Origin of the sequence: Photobacterium atrarenae, assembly GCF_024380015.1 — a bacterium.
GTDB classification, from domain to species: Bacteria; Pseudomonadota; Gammaproteobacteria; order Enterobacterales; family Vibrionaceae; genus Photobacterium; species Photobacterium atrarenae.
The window spans coordinates 1186510-1208849 of the sequence record NZ_CP101508.1 but is presented as its reverse complement, the minus strand read 5'-3'; the positions used below and the strand labels follow the sequence as shown (position 1 = coordinate 1208849).

19 protein-coding genes are annotated in these 22340 nt (G+C 55.9%); 5 read left to right on the top strand and 14 right to left on the bottom strand.

Annotation, left to right across the window (positions count from 1 at the left end):
- Positions 1–13 precede the first annotated feature (13 nt).
- Positions 14–859 carry a LysR family transcriptional regulator gene (locus NNL38_RS05740; protein WP_255390067.1) on the top strand — a complete coding sequence of 282 codons (846 nt, stop codon included), beginning with the start codon at positions 14–16 and terminating at the stop codon, positions 857–859.
- Here NNL38_RS05740 and NNL38_RS05735 read toward each other — a convergent pair.
- Complete coding sequence (locus tag NNL38_RS05735; protein ID WP_255390066.1) at positions 819–1589, bottom strand: TSUP family transporter; 771 nt, start codon at positions 1587–1589, stop codon at positions 819–821. The genes NNL38_RS05740 and NNL38_RS05735 overlap by 41 nt on opposite strands.
- Positions 1590–1980: 391 nt before the next feature.
- Here NNL38_RS05735 and NNL38_RS05730 point away from each other — a divergent pair, with 391 nt between their 5' ends.
- A complete protein-coding gene (locus NNL38_RS05730) occupies positions 1981–2091 on the top strand; it encodes an RteC domain-containing protein (RefSeq protein ID WP_255390065.1) in 111 nt (36 codons plus the stop codon).
- A gap of 97 nt (positions 2092–2188) precedes the next feature.
- Here NNL38_RS05730 and NNL38_RS05725 read toward each other — a convergent pair whose 3' ends face one another.
- From NNL38_RS05725 to cmoM, 7 genes are all read right to left on the bottom strand, one after another.
- Positions 2189–2626 (bottom strand): group II truncated hemoglobin, encoded by a 438-nt coding sequence (locus tag NNL38_RS05725; protein WP_255390064.1) that lies wholly within the window; start codon positions 2624–2626, stop codon positions 2189–2191.
- 291 nt (positions 2627–2917) lie between these two features.
- Positions 2918–3703: a tetratricopeptide repeat protein gene (locus NNL38_RS05720; protein ID WP_255390063.1), complete on the bottom strand. Its 786-nt coding sequence runs from the start codon at positions 3701–3703 to the stop codon at positions 2918–2920.
- Between the two features lie 389 nt (positions 3704–4092).
- Positions 4093–5079 (bottom strand): hypothetical protein, encoded by a 987-nt coding sequence (locus tag NNL38_RS05715; protein WP_255390062.1) that lies wholly within the window; start codon positions 5077–5079, stop codon positions 4093–4095.
- A gap of 270 nt (positions 5080–5349) precedes the next feature.
- Positions 5350–9819 (bottom strand): chromosome partition protein MukB, encoded by a 4470-nt coding sequence (gene mukB / locus NNL38_RS05710; RefSeq protein ID WP_439651386.1) that lies wholly within the window; start codon positions 9817–9819, stop codon positions 5350–5352.
- Positions 9816–10562: a chromosome partition protein MukE gene (gene mukE, locus NNL38_RS05705; RefSeq protein ID WP_255390060.1), complete on the bottom strand. Its 747-nt coding sequence runs from the start codon at positions 10560–10562 to the stop codon at positions 9816–9818. The genes mukB and mukE overlap by 4 nt, the downstream gene beginning before the upstream one ends.
- Entirely contained in the window at positions 10543–11865 is a 1323-nt protein-coding gene (mukF, locus tag NNL38_RS05700; protein ID WP_255390059.1) for a chromosome partition protein MukF, read from the bottom strand. Before mukF ends, mukE begins: the two co-directional genes overlap by 20 nt.
- The gene (gene cmoM, locus NNL38_RS05695) at positions 11862–12698 is read right to left on the bottom strand and encodes a tRNA uridine 5-oxyacetic acid(34) methyltransferase CmoM (RefSeq protein WP_255390058.1); all 837 of its coding nucleotides are present in this window, start codon (positions 12696–12698) and stop codon (positions 11862–11864) included. Before cmoM ends, mukF begins: the two co-directional genes overlap by 4 nt.
- Before the next feature lie 120 nt (positions 12699–12818).
- Here cmoM and elyC point away from each other — a divergent pair, with 120 nt between their 5' ends.
- Positions 12819–13670: an envelope biogenesis factor ElyC gene (gene elyC, locus NNL38_RS05690; protein ID WP_255390057.1), complete on the top strand. Its 852-nt coding sequence runs from the start codon at positions 12819–12821 to the stop codon at positions 13668–13670.
- 27 nt (positions 13671–13697) lie between these two features.
- Here the strand turns inward: elyC and NNL38_RS05685 are convergent, their stop codons facing one another.
- Positions 13698–13874: a hypothetical protein gene (locus tag NNL38_RS05685; protein WP_255390056.1), complete on the bottom strand. Its 177-nt coding sequence runs from the start codon at positions 13872–13874 to the stop codon at positions 13698–13700.
- A gap of 62 nt (positions 13875–13936) precedes the next feature.
- On the opposite strand from NNL38_RS05685, the gene NNL38_RS05680 reads away from it, so the two are divergent.
- Positions 13937–15328 (top strand): L-cystine transporter, encoded by a 1392-nt coding sequence (locus tag NNL38_RS05680; protein WP_255390055.1) that lies wholly within the window; start codon positions 13937–13939, stop codon positions 15326–15328.
- A 166-nt stretch (positions 15329–15494) separates the two neighbouring features.
- Here NNL38_RS05680 and kdsB read toward each other — a convergent pair whose 3' ends face one another.
- The 5 genes from kdsB to NNL38_RS05655 form a co-directional block, all read right to left on the bottom strand.
- Positions 15495–16241 carry a 3-deoxy-manno-octulosonate cytidylyltransferase gene (gene kdsB / locus NNL38_RS05675; protein WP_255390054.1) on the bottom strand — a complete coding sequence of 249 codons (747 nt, stop codon included), beginning with the start codon at positions 16239–16241 and terminating at the stop codon, positions 15495–15497.
- A complete protein-coding gene (locus NNL38_RS05670) occupies positions 16241–16420 on the bottom strand; it encodes a Trm112 family protein (protein WP_255390053.1) in 180 nt (59 codons plus the stop codon). Before NNL38_RS05670 ends, kdsB begins: the two co-directional genes overlap by 1 nt.
- Entirely contained in the window at positions 16401–17417 is a 1017-nt protein-coding gene (gene lpxK, locus NNL38_RS05665; RefSeq protein ID WP_255390052.1) for a tetraacyldisaccharide 4'-kinase, read from the bottom strand. Before lpxK ends, NNL38_RS05670 begins: the two co-directional genes overlap by 20 nt.
- Entirely contained in the window at positions 17417–19174 is a 1758-nt protein-coding gene (gene msbA, locus NNL38_RS05660; RefSeq protein ID WP_255390051.1) for a lipid A ABC transporter ATP-binding protein/permease MsbA, read from the bottom strand. Before msbA ends, lpxK begins: the two co-directional genes overlap by 1 nt.
- Positions 19175–19318: 144 nt before the next feature.
- The gene (locus NNL38_RS05655) at positions 19319–21634 is read right to left on the bottom strand and encodes a DNA internalization-related competence protein ComEC/Rec2 (RefSeq protein WP_255390050.1); all 2316 of its coding nucleotides are present in this window, start codon (positions 21632–21634) and stop codon (positions 19319–19321) included.
- Positions 21635–21666: 32 nt separating this feature from the next.
- On the opposite strand from NNL38_RS05655, the gene NNL38_RS05650 reads away from it, so the two are divergent.
- Positions 21667–22176, top strand: coding sequence for a DUF2062 domain-containing protein (locus NNL38_RS05650; protein WP_255390049.1), 510 nt, complete (start codon positions 21667–21669; stop codon positions 22174–22176).
- Positions 22177–22340: the final 164 nt, after the last annotated feature.

The following is a 22340-nucleotide window of genomic DNA, read 5'->3' as shown; positions in this document are numbered from 1 at the left end:
CAAGGAGTATTGCGTGCTGTTAGAAGGGATTGAGACTTTGCTGGTTCTGGCCAGAGAAGGCACCATGAGTAAAGCAGGCAGTACCCTGTATATCAGCCAGAGTGCGGTCAGTAAGCGCATCGCCGGGCTGGAGAAGCGGCTGGGGAAAAAGCTGATAGAGCCGGACGGACGGCGAATTAAGCTGACTGCGGATGCAGATGCCCTGATCCGCAACGTCGGTCCGAGCTATCGCGAGCTGAAGGGACTGATTTACGAGCAGCAACACGTCCAGGATCAGACCCTGATCTCCCTCGCCTGCTCAGAAACCCTGGTCGCCGGATATCTCGGCCAGCGGCTGGGCGAGTACCTGCATATCGATCCCTATATCTCGATCTCAACCCATCACACCCCGGTCATTATTGAGCGGGTCCAATCCGGTGATGCCACCCTGGGCTTCTGTGCCGGACACCTGCCGCCGCACCACGGGCTGGCCACCCGACACTTGCTGGATGAGCCGTTTTCCATTGTCAGTCACCAGCCGCTTGGCCGTCAGCCGGATGCTATCCTGGTCAACGACCTGAAAAACCCGGCCAACGCATACCAGGCCAGCCTGCTCCAGCAGGCGGGGATCCTGCCACTGATGGAGATGGACTCCTACACCGCTTCAGCCCAGCTCGCGCTCGGCGGCGTAGCGCCGGCTCTGATCCCGCAGTCGATTGTCAAAGCACTCAAGATTGATCCGGTGCACTGCCACCACTTCGATTTCTTGGACCACCTCACCCGCCCGGTTCACTTGTGCTACCGGCACAAAACCTACCGTTCAACGCGGGTTCAGCGACTCATTGAAACCATTGCGGATGCTGTTCCCACAGAAGCTTGAGCGCCATCAGCATAGAGATGCTTACCACCATCGGGCGGATCAGTTTTCGCCCTTTGGTCACTGCCACTTTCGCACCTACCCGAGCGCCTAGGAATCCGCCCACGGCCATAATCAGACCGACTTCCCATACTGGCAGACCGGCCAGAATAAAAAACAGCAAGGCTGCTATGTTGGACGTGAAGTTGAGGACCTTGGTGCGTGCCGTGGCCTCGACCAGCCCTAGCTGAGCAATTGCAACAAAACCGACGGTAAACAGTGAACCGGTGCCCGGACCGAAAAAGCCATCATAAAAGCCAACACTGGTGCCGATGGTTAACGCAAACGCATTGTCCGACAGTTTCGGTGTACCGCCGCCCTGGCCGACCTGAGGTGCCAGCAGAAAGTAAAGCGAAATCGCCACCAGCAAGCCTGGGATCAAGCTGGTTAAGATCCCGGCATCAATTCGCTGAACCAGTTCCGCTCCAAGCATGGAGCCAATAAAGGTACAGATGATCGCATTGCGCATGTCACTCAGTCGCACCAGGCCACTCCGGACAAAGTACAGCGTTGCGGAAAAGCTGCCGAAAGAGCTTTGCAGTTTATTGGTCGCCAGAGTCTGGGCTGGCGGGATCCCGGCTGCCAACAGTGCTGGCACCGTCAACAGGCCGCCACCGCCGGCAATTGCATCAATAAACCCGGCCAGGCCCGCAACCAGAAATAACATGGCCAGAATATCTAAAGAAATATCCATTTCGTCTTTGCTCTGAAACTGTGTGGACGCTGACAGTATCATTGCGGCCAACTTGCTGAACAGCGAAAGGTTGGATGGTAATTCATTCCGTTTTGGAATAAATAAAAACAATGAAGAACAGCAAGTTAATTCGCCCATATCTTAGAAATAGAATAATTTATCTGAGTCGATAGATTACGTGCTTTATTGCCGCGTCCATGCGGACTTTTAAATCATTGCCCAAATGATTCTTGAATGAATTCCCGAATAAACTTGAGCAGGAACGGGTGAATAGTTTTCCAACGCAGTCCCCGGACGATACCCCCACTCCTCACCTGTGGCGGCCATCCGCTTTGATATACTTAAAGGACGAAGTAATACCAAATCCCTTCAGGCGGAGGCTCAAAGAGCAATGGTTTTTCCAACGTCAGCAAGACCCATCCCGGACCGTGACTGGAAAGAGTATTTAGAAAAAGCCCTGGAAGCGATTGACGAATTCTTTCGCCAGCATTGGGACTTCTGAATGAAAGCTTTGAAAGTGATTTAAAACGAACAGCGACCCGCAGGCAGTAGCTGCCGTGCGGGTCGCTGTGATTTCGGTGAGGCGATCAAGCAAGCGGCTAGCGATTGCGGCACATTTCCGCCGGAAAAGAGAGCTGAACCATCACATAACGCTTAAAGACCTCTTCGTAGTCCTGATCGTCCAGGGCTTTTTGCATACACAGCAACCAGGCCTCTTTTTCCGCCAGGCCAATTGCCAGGTGACGGTGAGCCCCCGGAATATTGATACTGCCGTACTTCTCGGCATAGTTGGACGGCCCGCCCATCCAGCCAATCAAAAATGTCGTCAGTTTGTCACGGGACTCCGACAAATCGGCATCATGCATGGCACGGATCCCCGCAGCCTCCGGCAAAGTGTCCATATAGTCATAAAACGCATCGACCAGCGCTCTGACTCCGGTTTCACCACCGGCAGCCCGCAACGTACTGTCTCCGACCCCATAGACCGGTGCCGTCGGTTTTACATCTTCACTCACTTGTTGTTGCTCTCGTTTCATGGTGTTCCAGCTTCATCCCATTTTCGCTGCCGGCCACATCAGGCCGGCTCATCAACGCGCGAGTTTACCTGACTCTGCGCGGATGAACCTGTGCCGAACTCACAAAGGCTTGATTTCACCCAACCTCATTATAGTTAATGATACCCATAAGGCTGGGTGCACACGCGATGGCTGGCGATCACCAGTCGCAATACCGCATCGCACCAACAGAAAAAGTCTGCAAGATGGCAGATACAGAAGAAGCCGGCTCCCAGAATGCAGATGGGAGCCGGCTTTTGAAAAATGATAAGATTACAGAGACGCAGTGAAGATCGTTTGATTCTGACGATACAGTTCCAGACGTTTTTCAAACTTGGCGTAGCGCTGGCCCTGGGTATCTTCCAGTTTATCCATCGCAACTTCCTGCGCTTCGACCGCACGACGGAACTCTCCACAGGCAGCATACGCAGCCGCTAGGTTATCGTAATCACCCGCATCGCCGGTGCCGTCACGCTTCAGAACCTGCTTGGCCAGCTTTAATGCCCGCTCACCATCTCGCATCCGCTCATCGGCACAGGTAGCATACAGCCACACCAGGTTACGCTTGGAGTCCAGTGAGCCACCGTTCGCCGCTTCATTGAACCATTTGATCGCATTCCCGCAGTCCACTTTGCCGGTGGCGCCCGAAGCATAGTAAGCGCCCAGTTCGACCATCGCAGGAACATCCCCTTCTTTCGCTGCTGCAGTGTACCAGCGAACCGCCAGATCATTGTTCTTCGGCAGCAGTCGACCCGCTTTAAACAGATCACCAATCATGGTTTTCACTTCCGGCATATCAACCGCAGCTTTTTCCAGCCAGTACATACCTTTCATCGGATCGGCTTGCAAACCATTGGTCCCTTCAAGATATGCACGTCCCAAGAACAACTGCATATTCTTGTCCCCCTGCTCCGCTTCCAGCTCAACATAGTTCAGGGTTGAAAGCAGGTGGTTTGTCGGAGATGTGGTATTTGAAGCCTGGGCCGTTCCATAGCCAGTAACCGCAAGGCCAAGCATGGCACCAAAAACAACTTTCTTTAGGGTCATTACTGCAGGCATAAAAGGTTCTCTTTCCATCAATCCAAAATCGCGTAGGAAAGAAATCTATAGAACTGATGATTAAAAAACAACCGGATTTAGTCAGGCAGAAATGACCAGGTTTACGGACATCCCATGGGATTTGCCTTTGGGTCAGCAAGTTAGATAAGGAGGAAAGATTGCAATTTTTTAGTCTGAGATCAGAATTTTGAGAGGTTGATCATCTTAAAACGGTTAACATTCTAACGTTCTCTACTGAATCGGCGCTGAATGACGCTGCATTTGTTGGCTGTGTATCCCTGTCGTATCACCTGCGGCGTCTGCCCGCCCCGCCAGACTCCGCTGGCGGTTTGGGTGTGCTCTATTTACTCTCATCACTTCGCATCGCGAAGCTTGTTGCAATCCCGCCGCTAGAGCGGCAGGTATTTTTGCTCACCACTCTCGACATGCTGATCAGTGTACTTCGCCGCATCGCCGTCAAGATCGATGTCAAGGTCAATCTGATCCGGTGCGTCTTTCAGGCCGTCACACACCAGCACCACATCGTAGTGGCCCTCCGGCACGTAAGACATGGTGTACTGATTGTCTTCGGTCACTTTGGCCGTCATCACCGGGGTATACTCTGATCCCAGATCGCCGTATTGCTCACTGTCCGATTCATACAAATAGACATAAGCATCGTCATTTGACGGGCAGGAGCCGGTATTAATGTCCCCGAAAATACCGCCGGACAAGGCGTTTTTCACCAGGCGCAGCCCTTCATTTTTCAGGTAATACGCCCCTTCGACCATTTGGATCATACTGCGGAAATCGAAGGCCATGGTAAAGGTTTCCGGGACATCAATATTGATGTTCAGGCCGTCGAACGTCAGCTCATCGACAATTTCCATTTTCTGCTTATCAACCAGACTGCCGACATAGGAATAGGGTGTATCAAGGAAGTCGCCGTATTCGCCCTGTAGAATCGACAGGCTCATACTGACATACTCACCCACCGGCACCAACTGCTCGGAAATCAGGTGCACCAAATCAACCCCGGTAATATCATAAAGGTCAATCACGATAAATTTCGGATAGCCGTCACTATCGACCGGAATGGACGAATCCTGTGGAATACACTGCTGAGAGCTCATTTCTTCCGGGTTGGTCATACTGCGTGTGGTCCACTCCACAATATTCCCGGCCAGGTCTGTCAGCTTAACCGACTCGATCGCCATACAGGCCTGTAAATCATCATCACTTGGCGGAACCTCTGTTGGCGGCTTAGACACATCGACAGAAATCGGCACTGAATCTGCCCCACTGCCCACATCTGAGACGATGGTATTATCGCCATCTGATCCGCCACACCCAGCCACCACCAAAGTGGCAAGCATCGTTAGTATTATATTTTTCATCTCTACACCCCTACGACAACGTGTAAATTGGTCGTTACCAAGCCGCTGCTCTGGCCGCCGCTGTACTTGGCTTGTAGTTTTGAATGACCGAATCCAACAGTTCAAATTTTAGAGGGTTATGGCTGGGCAAATTATTTATCGGTAGCGCAATTAAGTAATGAGATAAGGATCTTAGGAACAAGACATTCGGTCAGGAATGATAAGAAACGCGCACAAAAAAGGCCGGGAAAACCCGACCTTCATCATAAAATAATCACTGTTTTGACGGCGTTAGGCCGGCTCTGGTGCCAGTGTCAGCGCTTCCTGAAGCGATGCCGTGACTTTCGGCTCCTGGCCGAAACCACGCAGGCCGACCACATGTACATGCTCGCGATCTTTGAAGATCTTCCGCACCAGCTTATAAGTGGTTCCTTTCTCCGGACTGATATTCTCCGGCGCGGCAATCAGCAACTGCATATCCAACCGCTCACACAACTCAAACAGCGTAGCAATCGACTTGGCATCCAGACGCGCTGCCTCATCCAGGAATAGTAAACGACACGGAATAATGTCTTTACCGCGCAAGCGGCGAGACTCTTCTTCCCAGCTCTGGACCACCATCAGCAGGATCGCCTGGCCGGTACCAATCGCCTCACCGGTCGACAGCGCGCCAGATTCCGCCTGTAACCAACCATCGGTGCCACGGTTAACCTCAATGCTCAGCTCCAGGTAGTTACGATAATCCAGCAGCTCTTCGCCCATCACCTGAGGCGAGCGCTGACCCATATCGATATGCGGGTTCAGACGCTGGAACAGCTTAGCCATGGCTTCAGAGAACGACAACCGCTGGTTACCGAACAGATCCTGATGCTGCTCCTGCTGCTCTGCCAGACCACTGAGCAAGGATTCGTGGGTATCGCGCACTTTCACATTCAGGCGAACCCCTTTGACCTGACCAAAGCCGATGTTTTGCAGCCCCTGGTTCAGCATCCGGATCCGGTTCTGCTCACGCTGGATGGTCTTGCGGATAATGTTGGCTACCGAGTCCGAGCTGATCGCCAGACGCTGCTCGCGGGCAGACAGCTCATCGCTCAGGCGAGCCAGCTCCACTTCCATCTCTTCGATCGCTTCGACCGGATCATCGGTGCGGATGATGTCATGACGGATCCGCTCCCGCAGGTGCTGGTACACCGCAATGTAGAACAGAACCTTGCGCTCTGGCCGGGAGACATCTTCCGAAGCGCGAAGTGCATCGCGCAGATCGTCGTTATCGGCCACCGCCAAGCGCAACGCACCGAGGGATTTATCCGACAGCGAACGCAGCTCGTCAGCTGACATATACGCCATTTCACGGCGGTGCAGACGACGTTCAACATCGCTCTCGCGCGCCAGGCGCAGCACGGCGCACCAGCCGGCTTTGGCGGCCACCACCAGTTTACGAATTTCCTGATACTCTTTTCCGACCTTGCGCAGTCGCTTCACTAGGCCTTTCATTTCCAGCTCGACGGAAGTGATCGCTTTTTCCAGCTGGCTGCGACGGCTACGGGAGCTGTGCAAACGCTCGCTCAACTCATCACGGCGCAGGCGGGCACGCTCTTCTGCTTCCACATCGGCACGGACACCCAGCTCCTGTAACTCGCGTTCAAACTCCTGCACGGTTTCCAGCTTGGCCTGATGCGAACTTTTCAGCGAGGCCAGCAACTGGTTATACTGGTTGGTTTGAGCCCGGCTCTGCTTCAGTGCTTCACGGTTGCGGTTACGCTCTCGCTCGGCGGCCACCAGTTTGGCTTTGAGCTGCTCATTGAGCTCCGAGCTCTTGTTCAGCAACTCGACCGAATCGGCGTAACTGAAATGATGGCGACGCTCGACCAAATCGGCCACGGTGAAAATTTTGGTCTTCAGCGCCTGAAGCTGGCGGTCAGCCTGCTCATAATCGGCCTGCATCGCATCAAACTGCTCCGGATCGGCATCCAGGGCGGAGACCAGCCCTTCCAGTTCGGCAATTGCCTTACCGTGACGGTCCAGGTAACTGCATGCTTCATCCAGTTGCGACAACTGTTGCTCGACTTCTTCAAATCGCGCCGCCAGGGTGTCATCTTCCAGCAGGCTAACCAGCGGGCTCAGTTTACCCAGCAACGCCAGGCCTTCACGGGCAGCAGCAAGCTGACTACGCTGCTGCTGCTCCTGCGCGGCCGTCTCTGACAGCTGACGCTGGATCTGGCTGCGCTGATCGCGGGCAATTTTCAGCGCCGCTTCCGGGTCAGCATTGAAAACCACGCCCATATGGGTGGCCACAAAGCTGTTAAAACTCTGGTACAGACGCTGCAGTTTCTGGGCATCGAACGCCGCTTTCGCGTGCTCTTCCACCACCTGCTCGCGCTCGTCGCGCAGCTGTTCTAAACGCTGCTCACGGGCCGCGCGGCCAAACAGCGGCACTTTCGGGAATCGGGAGTAACGTAGCTGACGGTCATTAAGATGGACGCACACCGCCTGATCCAGCTCATCCACATCAAAGCCACTGTCATCAAACGAATCGGCATCGCCTTCGATGATGTACAAATCGTCCGGACAGTCGTCCAGATCAACCAGCTTTTCCTTAATGCCTTTCAGATCCGGAACCACAATCGCGTGACGGGCCGGACCGTACATGGCGCTGAAATACGGCGCGTCATCAATGGTGATATCGTCATAGATTTCAGACAGCAGACAACCGCCCAAAGTGTCGGCCAGCGCACGCAGACGCGAGTCATCGCTGCCGCCCGGCTGCGCAAGACGTTCGATATCCAGCTCCAGCTGCACTTTACGCGCGGCCAGCTGATCCCGGGCCGTCGATGCCTCACGCTCTTTATCCAGCGTCTGCTGCATGGCCGCCATCACGCTTTGACTGTCGTGCAGCTCTTGCCCGGACTGCTCGGCCAGCTTGTCCAGAGATTCCGACGCGGCGATCCAGGCCGGCGCGGCAGCTTCCAGGGTGCTGATTTGAGTGCCCAGCTGCTGTTCCTGGCGACGCAACTCGCTGCGTTGCTCAACCAAATCTGCCTGCTGTTGTTCCAGACTTTCCAGCGTGGCCTCATGACGGGCCTGCTCTTCGGCCAACGCCAGCTCGCCATCGATGGTCATCGCAAAGCGTTTGGCATACTGCTCGGCCATCTCCAGTGCCTGGCGCTGGCTACGCATGCTGCGCTCCAGATCGCGGTACTGAGATTTCAGCTGCTCGCCACGATCGGCAATACCACGCAATTGACGGGCATGGGCAATCAGCTCACGCGCTTTGTCTGCCGCACCTGAGCGCTCGACCGTGCCGGCGATGGTGGTGACAATCGCCAATCCTTTCTCAAACTGGCGGGCTGCCGCAGAAGACATATCCAGCTTGTGCTTAAGGGCCAGCAAAGCCGTGGTCTGGGTATCCTGCTCTTTTTTCAGCTGGGCCAGATACGGCACCGCCTGATCCGGCAGCAGCTGATGGTCATTGGCCAGTTCACGCGCTTTTTCCAGCGCCTGTACCGCCTGCTGGTATTGCAGGGCACGGGTCTGCTGCATATCCAGCGCCTGCTGGTAATCAGCGAGCTGAGTTTTCAGGCTGTCGACTTCTTCTTCAGACAGCAGCGCCTGCTCTTCGGCCATCGCCAGCTGCTCGGCGGCTTCTTCAACCACCACCACCTGCTCTTCCAGGCGCTCGGTCAGCGCTTCGAGATCTTCACGATAGCGCTCGATTTTCTCTTGCTGGCGAACCGCCGTCTGCACCAGTTGCAGGTGATCCGACGCCGCCTGATGATCCTGCTCCAGCGCCCCTTCCAGCTCGGTCAGCTCATCAAGCTCACCGGTCATGTTTGTCAGTGCGCGCTGCTGATCCTCAAGCTGCTGGCGCGAGCCGGTCAGCTCGCCGCGCAGGCTCAGGGTCATTTCCAGCTTTTTGCGCCGCTCATTGGCGTGGCGCATATAGTCGGCGGCAACATAGTTCGTTGCCTCGGTGATCAGATGTTTAAACAGATCCCGATCGTTCTGAGTCAGCTTGATCGCTTCCAGCGTCATGCGGTTTTCGCGCAGCGCCGCTTCCATATCCTGGAAAGCCTTTTTCACCCCGGTGTTTTGCGGCAGCAGGTAGTCTCGCAGCGAGCGGGTAATGGCGCTCGAGATCCCACCGTACAGCGAGGCTTCGATCAGGCGGTAGAATTTGGAGCGATCGCTGCTGTTACGCAGCTTCTTCGGCAGCACGCCGAATTCAAACATCTGCGCATGATAATCGGTGACGGAATTAAAGGCTTTAAACTGCACCCCTTCCATCTCAGTGACGACATCTTTGACTTCGTTGATCTGGCGCACCCGGGCCTGATTTTCAGACAGGGTTTCCACCAGGACTTCCGTCGGTTTCACCTGCGACGGCAAGCCTTGGATGATAAACGGCTTGATATCGACTTTTTTGTCCCGGCCCGCGACCTGCTGCAGCTTGACCGCAAACATAATACGCTGGTTTTTCGAGTTCACCACATCCAGCGCGGCGTAACAGGCACCCGGCTTGAGTTTACCGTGCAGACCTTTATCGCGAGAGGCGTTGGAGCTGCCCGCTTCCGTGGTATTGCGGAAATGCAGCAGGCTCTGATCCGGGATCAGCGAGGTAATGAAGGCCGCCATGGTGGTTGATTTCCCGGCGCCGTTGCCGCCCGACAGCGTGGTGACCAGGTTATCAATGTCAAAGGTCCGGGCAAAAAAGCCGTTCCAGTTGACCATTGTCAGCGATTGATACTTACCGCGTTCCATCAGGCTTCATCCTCCTGTCCGGCTGGCTCGGTGGCCAGCTCCAGTTGTTCTTCGACCACTTGATCTTCAGCCATATCCAGCAGACTGGACTGGCTCGGCTCCTGCTGATGCACCACCACCGCTTCACCATCACGGATCAGGCGCAGCTGGGCTTCACGGACATCATCGCCGGTGCGTACATCGGCACCGAAACGGAACACCGCTTCGCTGATCCGGAATTTGCCGTTTTCACCGACCGGGATCACCATCCCGATCCGGCGCAGGCGTCGCAGCGAGGTTTTCACTTTGTCGAACAGTTTTTCCCGGTCCAGATCCGAACCGCTGGCCCGGTGGGTGACCAACTTCATCAGCTTCTGCTCATCGGCCAGAGACATCAGCTCGTCAAACAGCTCCTGGTTGCTGAAGATCCCTTCCTGGGCCAGACGCTCCGGGCTCAGGTAAAGGAAACACAGTACCTTGCCCACCAGCATGTCGATCTCGGACAAGACCGAGCGGCTGATCAGCGAGGTCGAACGCGGGCGCAGATAGAAAAAGCCTTCTGGTGCGCGCACCAGTTCGGCGTTATAACGCTTATAAAACAGGGCCAGCGCCTGCTCGAATTCAATCAGCAGGGCGTGCTTATCTAAATCTTCGCTGCCGATGTGGCGACCTGAGCGCAGATCGTTATCCAGTGCCGGGAAAAGCGGGTTTGCAATTGCCTTGGCCAGCTTTTCAGGCATAAATTCTTCAATATTTATCGATGACATTCGCTTGTACCTTGGCTCCGTAGTCGTTGATGGCTTCCCAGTCCGGCTGGATGGCGTTGAAGTCGGACTCGGAGTAACCGAGCCGGACCGCCTGATCGATCACCAGGCGTGCCATATCAAAATGCTGTGCCTGGGGATGCTGAGCCAAATAATCTTTCAGGAGCATACTGAGGTTAATGGCAGCCCCGGTTTTTTTATGGGCCTGCAACATGGCTGCAACCTGCTCGGCCAGCTGATCGCTGACCCGATCCAGTGCTTCAAATTCCATCTCTTCCGGCACGATACCGGTGACTTCGTCGTCCCGCAGCACCAGGGCTTCGTCCCGCATATCCAGCAGGCGATCAGCATCGGCATAGGTCAGCATCCACGGCGCGTCGAAGTAATCTTTCACCGATTGGCGCAGGCGCTGGCTGAAGGCACGGTTCTTGTCCATATCAATGGCCGTCCGGATGAACTTGTGGACGTGGCGGTCATAGCCGATCCACAGATCAATTGCCTGCTGGCCCCAGTTGATAATCCGGTCCAGCTTGGCCTGGAGGATGTAGATCATCCCATCAACGAAATCCAGATCCGGGTTGCCCTGGATCGCTTCCTGAATCGTCAGCAGCTGGGTTTGCAGCTGATCACCGGCGGCCTGCAGGGTATCTTGCAGCTCACGCAGGGTGCTGGAGGTTTCATTGAGCAGGCTTTCACAGTTGGTGATCGCCGCCCGCCAGTCCTGATTCAGCAGCGCTGCGATATCTTCTTTGACCTGCTGCTGCTGCTCGTCCATGGTGCGCTGGTTGAGATCGATCCGATCGAAGATTTCCGCTACCGAATACTTCAGCACCGCGTAAACTTCCTGGCGCCAGTGCTTCTCGTCACCGCCTTCTTCGGCGGCATCGACCGCTTTGGTGATCTCATCGGCCACCATCGCCAGCTGGATCGACAGCTTGAGGGATGAATATTCACGATGGCGAGCATAATAGTCCGTGATCCCCAGCGCCAACGGGCTGAGGCGGTAAATACTGGCGCCCTCGGTCAGTTCACTGGTAAACCGGGTGATCAACCGTTGCCGAACCAATTCATTGATGGCGTTGTTGGCACGAAAGGCCAGGGTCTCCTGGGATTGCTCGAACATCTCGCTGACAATGCGAAACGCATCGATCAGCTCCCCTTCCCCTAATTCTTCATCAAAGCGATCGCCGCTCAAGACAGCAATCGCCAACAAGAACGCCAGCCGCTCGGTTGGCAGGTTCAGGGCAAACTCATGCTGCCGAACCCAACTGACCAACTCCGGAACGGTCTGGGATACATCACTCATCCGTTGTCCTTATTGCTGTTACTTTGATACGCCTCTTGCTCCGGGGATGTACCGTCTGTCAACGGCTTTTGCGCGTATACATGAATGTACCGGCCCAAAGACAAATAAGGCTCCTGTCGACAGAGCTTCTGCTCCATCTCGATAACTTGTTCCAGGCTGTAATCACCCACCATATGGGTCTGCATATAGTCATGGAAGGTGCGTACACCGGTTTTCCCCAAAATGGTCCACCCGGCATCCGTCAGCCACTGATATACCTCTTCCGGCGCCAACGCCTGCTGGGGCTGAAGCTTAAACCGCTTGCGATGCGGCATCCCCTGCTCGATGTGGGTCAGGTTGCCACAGATCAGGTTCTTGAACAGCAGGCCGTTATAGTTGTAGAACATTACGGAGACCACGCCGCCGGGGCGCACTTGCTGCATTAAGTAGTCCAGCGCCGCTTTGGGATCGGCCAACCATTCCATCACTGCATGGAACAGAATCAGGTCGGCCGGGCAGTCCAGATGCTCGCCAATCGCTTGCACCGGACTGTGGACCAGGCGATATTGCGCAAGCAGGCCGTTGTTGGCAATGTCCCGCTCGGCTAGCTTGAGCATTTCACCAGAAAGATCACATAACGTGACCTGGTGCCCCTGTGCCGCCAGCTTCTGTGACAACTGACCCAGCCCGCCGCCGGCATCGAGGATATGCAACGGTTGTTCGGTGTCAAGAACGGTGAGGATCTGCTCAAGATCCTGCCAGACTACCGACTGGCGGATTTCACCTTTCGCCGTGCCATAAATACTTTTGGCAAATTTTTGCGCCAGGTCGTCAAAATTTCGATCTTTGATCACGTCAGCTTTACGATATGATAGCGATTGGAAAAATAGAGCTCATTTTGGCACAAGCCAGCAAGGAATAAAGGCTTGTGATGATTTTTCGAGCTCAACTGCTGAATTTTCGGACGACATTTCATGTTTGAACTAAAAAAAATATTTTCTGCGCTCCTGATGCCGTTGCCCGCCCTACTGCTGCTCGGGTGTTTCGGTCTCATGCTGCTCTGGTTTACTCGCCGCAAGGGACTGGCGTCGGCGTGTATCGCCTTTGCTTTCCTCGGCATTTTCCTGGTCTCCTTCCAACCGATCGCGACCAGTCTGCTGCGTCCGTTGGAGCGTGAGAACGAACCTTTTATCCCCTCGGCAGAAACCGTTGACTACGTTATGGTGCTGGGCAGCGGCCATGTGATTGACCACGCCATGCCAATCACATCCGAGCTTTCCAGAACTTCCCTGATGCGGCTGGCGGAAGGACTGCGGATCCACCGGCTTTACCCCGAGTCCAAACTCATCCTCTCCGGTTACGGCGGCGGCTCCGATGTCAGCCAGGCCCGGATGATGGCCAAAGTTGCCCTGGCACTCGGGACCAAGAAAAATGACATTCTACTGCTTGAAACCGCACGCGATACCTGGGAAGAAGCCTTTCAGGCCGCTTCTGTGGTCGGCGATCGAAAGTTAGTCTTGGTCACCTCGGCCAGCCATATGACCCGCGCGCTGTACGAGTTTAACCAGGCAGGCCTGAAGCCCACGCCGGCGCCGACCAACTTCCTGGCCAGCAATAAAATAAAGCAGCCCTGGGAGCGGTACCAGCCGCAAGCCAAATACCTGGAGCAAACTGAGCGCTACTGGCACGAAACCATGGGGCAATGGTGGCAAACCCTGCGGGATCAACTGGCCGCACCACCGCCAGAACGCCTGGACCAACCTGCAGCGCCCGAGCAACCAGCAGAAGCGAATCCAGACACAAAGCAATCTGGCCAACCGGCCTGATCACCATCCCCAGCTTCCCCGGCTTTCTCACCGGCCGGGGAATCCCCTGCCCTGCGATACCATTTCAGGACAAATGATCGGCAGGTTGCGCAAAGACAACGCCATATTCCAGAATGTTTTAAATTGTTCGATTTTTTCATATAAAAAGATATTAAAAACCATTTCGCTTTCAGGATGTGGATCATAAGATTGCGCGTCATTCATTCTTATACATCAGCCTGCACAGGGACTTTTCAGGCGATTATAACCTTTTAAGGCTCAACACCATGCCATTTCTGATACTGAATATCGCAATTTTTGCGCTGCTGGTTGCGTTCCTGGTGAAACAACAACGCAGTGAGCAGACGCTTTCCAAACGCGTCTTTACCAGCCTGGGACTGGGGGTACTGTTTGGTGCCGCCCTGCAACTGCTCTATGGTGGCGGTAGCGACGTGATTGCCAATACCCTCGAGTACATCAACATCGTTGGTGCCGGCTACGTCAGCCTGCTGAAAATGATCATCATGCCGCTGATCATGGTCTCAATTATCGGTGCCATCATTAAAGTCAAAGATTCCGGCTCGCTGGGTAAAATCTCCGGCCTGAGCATCGGTATTCTGCTGGCAACCACGGCGGCTTCAGCCCTGATCGGGATCCTGATCAGCAACCTGTTCGGCCTGTCTGCTGAAGGCATAGTGCAAGGCGCACGTGAAATCGCCCGGGGTGAAGTGCTGGAAAACCGTTTGGGTACTGTGGAAGCGCTGTCTTTCGCCGACATGGTGATTTCATTCTTCCCGGGCAACCCGTTTGCCGACCTGGCCGGCAGCCGCCCGACCTCGACCATTGCAGTGGTGATTTTCTCAGCCTTTATCGGTGTGGCCGGCCTGACCGTGATCCGCACCCAGCCTGAGCTGGGCGCCAGCTTTGAGAAATTCATGCAAGTGGCACAGGAAATTGTTCGTACCCTGGTTCGCATGGTGCTGAGCCTGACGCCATATGGTGTGCTGGCGCTGATGACCAAAGTGGTTGCCGGTTCGAACTACGACGATATTCTGAGCCTGGCGAACTTTGTCGTGGCTTCATACGTCGGTCTCGGCCTGATCCTGGTGATGCACCTGGTGCTGGTGTCGCTGGTTGGCGTCAACCCAATCCGCTTTCTGAAGAAGATCCTGCCAGTCCTGACCTTCGCGTTTACCTCACGCTCCAGTGCCGGAACGCTGCCATTTAACATCGATACGCAGGTGAAGAAACTAGGCAACGGTGAAGGCGTGTCGAACTTCTCGGCTTCGTTCGGTGCCACCATGGGCCAGAACGGCTGTGCCGGCCTGTACCCAGCGATGCTGGCAGTGATGATTGCCCCAACCATCGGGATTAACCCGCTGGATCCGGGCTTCATGCTGACCCTGATCGCGATCATCACCATCAGCTCCTTCGGGATTGCCGGGGTTGGCGGTGGCGCGACCTTTGCCGCTCTGATTGTCTTATCAGCACTGGATATGCCGGTTGCCCTGGCGGGCCTGCTGATCTCGATTGAGCCGCTGATCGACATGGGTCGTACCGCGGTCAACGTCAGCGGCTCCATGACTGCCGGGACCATCACATCCCGTTTGCTGGGTCAGGCTGACCACGCGGTGTTCGAAGCCGATCAAGAAGCCGACAGCAAGCCGGTGAATGCCTAATCATCGCATCACACAAGTACAGATAACCAAGGCCACCTCCGGGTGGCCTTTTTATTACTCGTCGTATTAATGCGGCAATACTTCAGGCCTCACTCAAATCCATCAATATAAAAAGGGCTGCTTATCCCAAGCAGCCCTTCTTCATGTAATGTCCCACGCACGAGCATCAGCCAATCAGCTGACGGACCTTTTCCAGATCTTCCGGCGTATCAACGCCCGCAGGCGGCGCATCAATCGCGACTTCAACATGGATTTTCTCGCCGTACCACAGCACCCGCAGCTGCTCCAGCGCTTCGATTTTCTCCAGCGCGCTCGGCTCCCAGTTGATGTAAGTATTGATAAACCCGGCGCGATAGGCATAGATCCCGATATGGCGCATCAGGTTATGATGGATCTCCTGCGGGCGCTTGGCAAAGTTATCACGGTCCCAGGGGATCGAGGCCCGGCTGAAATACATCGCGTAGCCGTCCTGGTTGGTGACCACTTTCACCGCATTGGGATTGAACACTTCATCGGCCTGATCAATTTCCACCGCCAGCGTCGCCATCGGCGCATCGCTACGGGCCAGATTATCTGCCACCTGGCGGATAATGGATTCCGGGATCAGCGGCTCATCGCCCTGAACATTCACCACAATCTGATCATCAGCCAGTTGGTATTGCTCGACCACCTCGGCCAGACGCTCGGTGCCGGATTCGTGATCGGCACGGGTCAAGCAAACCTCACCGCCGAAGCCTTTGACGACATCGACAATGCGCTGATCATCGGTGGCGACGATCACCTGCTCGGCACCGGCTTTGCTCGCCTGCTCATAAACCCACTGGATCATCGGCTTGCCGCCGATATCCGCCAGCGGCTTGCCCGGCAGGCGGGAGGACTGGTAACGTGCCGGGATAATCACCGTGAACGCCATTACTTCACCTCATCAGAGCTTAAAGTACGCGCTTCAGGTTCAAGCAACACCGGGATCCCGTCGTTGATCGGATAGGCCAGACGATCAAACTTGCATACCAGTTCATTCTTGTCTTTATCGTAGTTCAGCTTACCTTTACAGACCGGGCAGGCGACGATTTCAAGCAGACGATGATCCATATTCTTCCTTTACCTCAATAATCCGGGTCATGATGGCATCTACCTCGGATGCCGGGAGTTCGGCATCCACCGGCAGGTACCACCAGTTTGACTGAGCGAAGGTGTGGCATTTCACCGCATCTTTCTCTGTCATGATAAGATGCTGTCCCCGCTGGGACAGCTGTGTTAATTCTTGCTCGGAGAAAGCCTGATGATCAGCAAATGGCTGACTCACCACCGGCGTGACTCCCAGCATCTTCAGTGTATGAAAAAATCGCGGCGGATGTCCGATCCCGGCCATGGCAACCACATCTTGCAGGGCGGATACCGGGCAACGCTCACCGGTTTTCAGGTTGATCAGCTCGCCCGGCTGCAGGATCATCTGCACTTCTCCAGACTGCGCCTGACCGCCGTTGCAAATCAGAAAGTCCACTTCAGCCAACCGTTCACAGGGCTCACGCAGCGGCCCCATCGGGATCAGCTGGCGATTGCCGAACCGGCGCTGGCCGTCAATCACCACAATTTCAATATCCCGCGCCAGAGCATAATGCTGCAAGCCATCATCGGTAATAATGACATCCACATCCTGCGCCAGCAGCAACTTGACCGCATCTGCCCGCTTGGGCGACACCGCCACCGGCACCCCGGTACGACGGTGGATCAGCACCGGCTCATCGCCGGCTTCTGCCGTCGGCGTCTCGGCAGTGACCGGATACGGATAATACGGCGCCTTGGCACCATAGCCGCGCGAGACCACGCCGGGCTTGAGCCCTCTGGCCTTGAGCTGCTCTACCAGCCACACCACCACAGGGGTCTTGCCATTGCCGCCGGCGGTGATATTGCCGACCACCACCACCGGCACCGGCGCGCGATACACCGCTTTTTGACCAATTTGATACTGGCGGCGACGGCGCACGCTGATCCAGCCGAACAAGCGGCTCAGCGGCCATAGCAAAGGTTTGAGCGCAACACCGACCGGGTGCTGCTCAAACCAGATTTTTTCAACCCAATTCGCCATTATTCACCAAACTGGATCCGGTGCAACTGAGCGTAGGCACCGTCTTTGGCCAGCAGCTCGGCATGCACGCCGCGCTCGATGATTTCGCCTTCATCGACCACCAGGATCTGATCCGCGTTTTCAATTGTTGACAGGCGATGGGCAATCACCAGCACCGTGCGATCTTTTTGCAGCTCATCCAACGCCGCCTGAATGGCGCGCTCAGACTCGGTATCCAGCGCCGAAGTCGCCTCATCCAGGATCAGAACCGGGGCATTGCGCAGCAGGGCACGGGCAATCGCGATCCGCTGCCGCTGGCCGCCGGACAGGCTCACCCCGTTTTCACCGATCACTGTATCCAGGCCATGCGCCATACCCTGAATAAAGTCCATCGCGTAAGCGAGCTCAGCCGCTTTCTCAATTTCTTCGCGGCTGTATTGATCACCACTGGCATAGGCAATGTTATTGGCGATGGTGTCGTTAAACAGGTGAACATTCTGTGACACCACGGCAACCTGCTCGCGCAGGTTGGACAGCTTATAGTCCTGCAATTCGCGACCATCAATAGTGATTTGCCCAGAATCGATGTCATAGAAGCGAGTCAGCAGGTTGGCAATGGTACTCTTGCCCGAGCCCGAACGCCCAACCAGCGCCAGGGTCTGACCAGCTGGCAGCGAAAAACTGACATGGCGCAGCGCCGGGGTATCTTTGGTCGGATAGGTGAAAGTGACATCTTTAACCTCAATATCGCCTTTGACCCGCGCCGGAGCGTAGGTCCCGTGATCTTTTTCCGTCTCCAGCTCCATCAGGCCAAACAAAGTCTGGCAAGCCGCCATGCCGCGCTGGAACTGGGAGGTGACATTGGTCAGGGCTTTGAGCGGGCGCATCAGGCCGAACATGGAGCCAAACACCAGGGCAAAGGTGCCCGGGGTCAACTCAGCGCGCAGCGACTCCGTGTTGGCCAGTACCAGCACCACCACCAGAGCCATGGAGGCAATCACCTGGATCACCGGGTTGGCAATCGCCTGGGCCGAAACCAGCTTCATGGTCTGCTGGCGCATCCCGTTACTCACTTTCTCAAACCGCTCTTTTTCGACCTGCTGGCCGCCGTAGCTCAGGACCACTTTGTGGCCTTTGAGCATCTGCTCCGCCGACGAGGTCACCGAGCCCATTGCATCCTGCATGTTTTTGGAAATCTTGCGAAAGCGTTTCGACACCACCCGGATACTGACCGCCACAACCGGGGCAATGACCAACAAAATCGCCGACAGCTGCCAGCTGTTCCAGAACATCAGCCCCATCAGGGCAACGATCATCGCCCCTTCCCGCACCAGGCTGACCAGCGCGCCACTGGTGGCCGACGCCACCTGCTCAGAATCATAAGTGATCCGCGACAGCAGCTTGCCCGACGACTCTTTGTCAAAAAAACCAACCGGCATTTTCATAAAGTGGTTGAACATCTGGCGACGCAGGGTCATCACCACATTTCCCGACACCCAGGACAGGCAGTAAGTCGAAACAAAGCCACTGAGCCCGCGCAGGATCATCAGTCCCAGCAGATAGAAAGGCATCATGGCCAGGAAATTGGATTCGATGGCATCTAAACCACCAAAACTTTCATCCATCAGCGGCTTAATCATCGAGAGCATCAGGGCATCACTGGCGGCACTGATGATCAGGGCCACAACGGCCACGGCAAGCCCGGACTTGTATAAGCTAATCGATGGCCAAAGCCGTTTAAACGTATCCCAAGTGGATTGATCTGTTGGTTGTGTCATGAAAACCGGTTTGTATTAAAGTCAATTCGCCACATTCTACTCGCTTCGCGGCGATGCACCAAATAAGTTCCGATGCCCTTGAACAGCGCCGCTTAGTTTTTAAGCACCTGTTGCGACTATCAATCCCGCGTTAGCACGCTAATGCTACCTGGAGACTTCCCGAAACCAACCCCCGCGGACATCCTGACGATAGCGAGCAAGGGTGACCTTCCCCTGATCAATGTATACCGTCACCTGCCCGTGCTCTGCGGTATTGAGCCACTGCGCTCCCTTATTGAGGTAGCGCTGTTGCACTTCCGGCGCCGGGAGCCGCCAGGGGCTGTAGCGCGCAGTGGAGACCAGGGCAAAATCCGGTTTCATCGTCGCCAGCCAGGTCGCCGTTGAAGAAGTCTTGCTGCCGTGATGCGGCACCAGCAGGATATCGGGATTGAGTCCTGGCTCGAGCCGGGCCAGCAAGAGTTCGGAGATGGCGTCAATATCGCCGGTCAGCAATACGGACACTGGCCGTCCGGAAGCGCGTGCCGAGTCCTGAATTTCAATCACACACGAATGGGGGTTGGCCGCCCTCGTAACTCGCTTCGGTGGCCAAAGCACCCGGAAGTTCAGCTGCTGCCACAGCCATGTCTCGCCCCGCACGCACGGCGCAAAGCCCGCCCGGTGATCACTGCTGCGCCGCCACTGCGGGCGGAGCCGCGCCAGCACATCGTTGAGCCCACCGGCGTGATCACTGTCGGCATGGCTGAGGATCAACCCGTCAAGCCGGGTGATCCCGTCACGCCGCAGAACCGGCTCGATCACCATGTTGGCGATACTGCCCTGCTCCCAGGCATTCCCGGTATCATAGAGGACGGCCCGGCCATGGCGGCGGATCAGTACTGCCAACCCATGACCAACATCCAGCATATCCAACTGCCAGCCCGCCGTTGACGCCGACGGTCGCAGACTGTCATCCCTGCCCGGCCAGCCGTACCAGCTACCCAGCACCATGCCCATCACCAAAAACCAGGCTTTATAGCGGCGCACCGGCAGGAACCACATCACCACCAGCGCGAGGATCCCCCCCAGCAGGTACACCATGCCCCGGGCCGGGATATCCCACCAGGCACCCTCCGCCTGGTTTGCCAATGCCAGTACCGGGATCAGGGAACAATCGGCCAGCCACCACAGCCCGCCGGAAATCGTCGGCAGCCATACCGTTGCCAGCGCGGCCAGAACCAAAGGCACGGTCACCAGGCTGACCCAGGGTACAGCGAGCAAATTCACCACCGGCGCGACGAGCGAGATCCCGCCGAACCACTGCCATTGCACCGGCAGCATCAACAGCATCAGGGCCAACTGCATCAGGGCCAGGGCTTTCAGCCGGCCGAGCAGGGTTTGCGGCAAGGTCGGACTATCTACAACACGGGGCTGCAAACCGCTGAGATTGGCGATATAAAGGATCAGCACGGCAGCAAAAGAAAGCCAGAACCCGGCACCATAAGTGCCTAAAGGATTAACCAACAGGCACAACACCAAGGCCACCAGCATCACCTGCCACCCCGGCCACTGGATCCGCAGGCGGATCAAAACCAACACCAGCGCACTCATCAACAGCGCCCGCTGGGTCGGCAGGCTAAATCCGGCCAGCCAGGCATAGCAACAGGCAAACACCCCGGCCAGCCACACCGGCAGCCAGAGCAAGCGGGGATGTTCCGGGCTCAGCCCCCGAATCATCCGTCCCAGCCACCAGCCACATCCAACCGCCAGGCCGATATGCAGCCCGGATATCGCCATCAGATGCGCCAGACCGCTGTCACGCAGGACCAGCCAGTCGTGATGTTCCAGCCCGTCACGAAACCCGAAGCCCAAAGCCAGCAAGTACGGCTGGCGTGACAGGGGCTGGGTCAGCCTGACTACTTGGTCAAACAGTTGCTGGCGCAGATCCGGCAAGGCTGCCGGCGGTAACTGCCGGGCCTGGAGCACTTTGCCCCTTCCGTGGTATCCATGGGCGAGAAAGTAGCGTTCGGCATCGAAACCAGCCCGGTTCACCCGGCCATAAGGGCGCTTGAGTCGCACCTCCAACTGCCATCGCTGTCCCCGTTTCAGCTTTTCTTCTTGCGGCCAGTCAAGGCGGACTTTGAGTGTGCGCCCGCGCGGCAATGGCTGGTGATTAAGTGAACCGACCTTAAAATCAACGTCCCGAGCGGGGATATTTTGATTTAAAAGACTGCTAACTTCGCCAACTATGGTAATATTCTGACGCTCAAGGGGGATCATCTCGACAGCTTCAAGATAAGCCGTGGCGCCTGTTTTCGCGACCAGCGCACCGACAACCACCCAGCTTATCCATTTGAACCGCCCAAAAGATGAAATAAAACCACCTATCATTAAGGCTGTAACAAACCAGAGATACCCTGGAAGCTGTGGCCAAAGATGAAGCGATAGTATCCCTGCTGCAATACCGGCTAAGGCTTGGTTCATTACCGGATTGCCACAATCACAACTGAAGTAAAATGCCAAGACAAGTTATAAGACGTTTCTTGCCCAGCCATGACGTGATTAAGCGCCAGAAGGCGCTGAAGATTTTCGGTCATGTGCTGTATAACCCAAACCTGTGGTGCCTCAACCGGCGTTCTGCGTCGGGGGCATTTGCTGTCGGCCTGTTCATGGCATTTGTCCCGCTGCCCAGCCAGATGATCATGGCCGCCGGGCTGGCCATTCTGTTTAGTGTCAATCTGCCTCTGTCGGTCTGCCTGGTTTGGGTCAGTAACCCGGTGACCATGCCGGTGCTGTTTTATGGTGCCTATAAACTCGGTGCCTGGCTGATGAATGCTCCCCACCAACCTTTTCATTTCGAACTTTCCTGGGAGTTTCTGCTGCACCAAATGAGTCAAATCGGGCCTCCGTTTCTGCTCGGGTGTACGGTGAGCGGCGTGGCCTGCGCCCTGGTTGGCTACTTTGCCATCCGTGGTTTATGGCGCTACTCCGTCGTGCGCAGCTGGAATCGCCGCCGGTTCCGCTAGCTTGTTATCCGGACATAAAAAACCTCGCCATTGCGAGGTTTTTTATTGCCGCGATTGAAATCTCAGACAAGTCGTTATTCAGCTTCTGCCCCCTGAACTGAGAGTCATCCCGTTTTACCGGGTACTCCATCGCACGCGATACACGGTGGGGCGTGAATTACCTC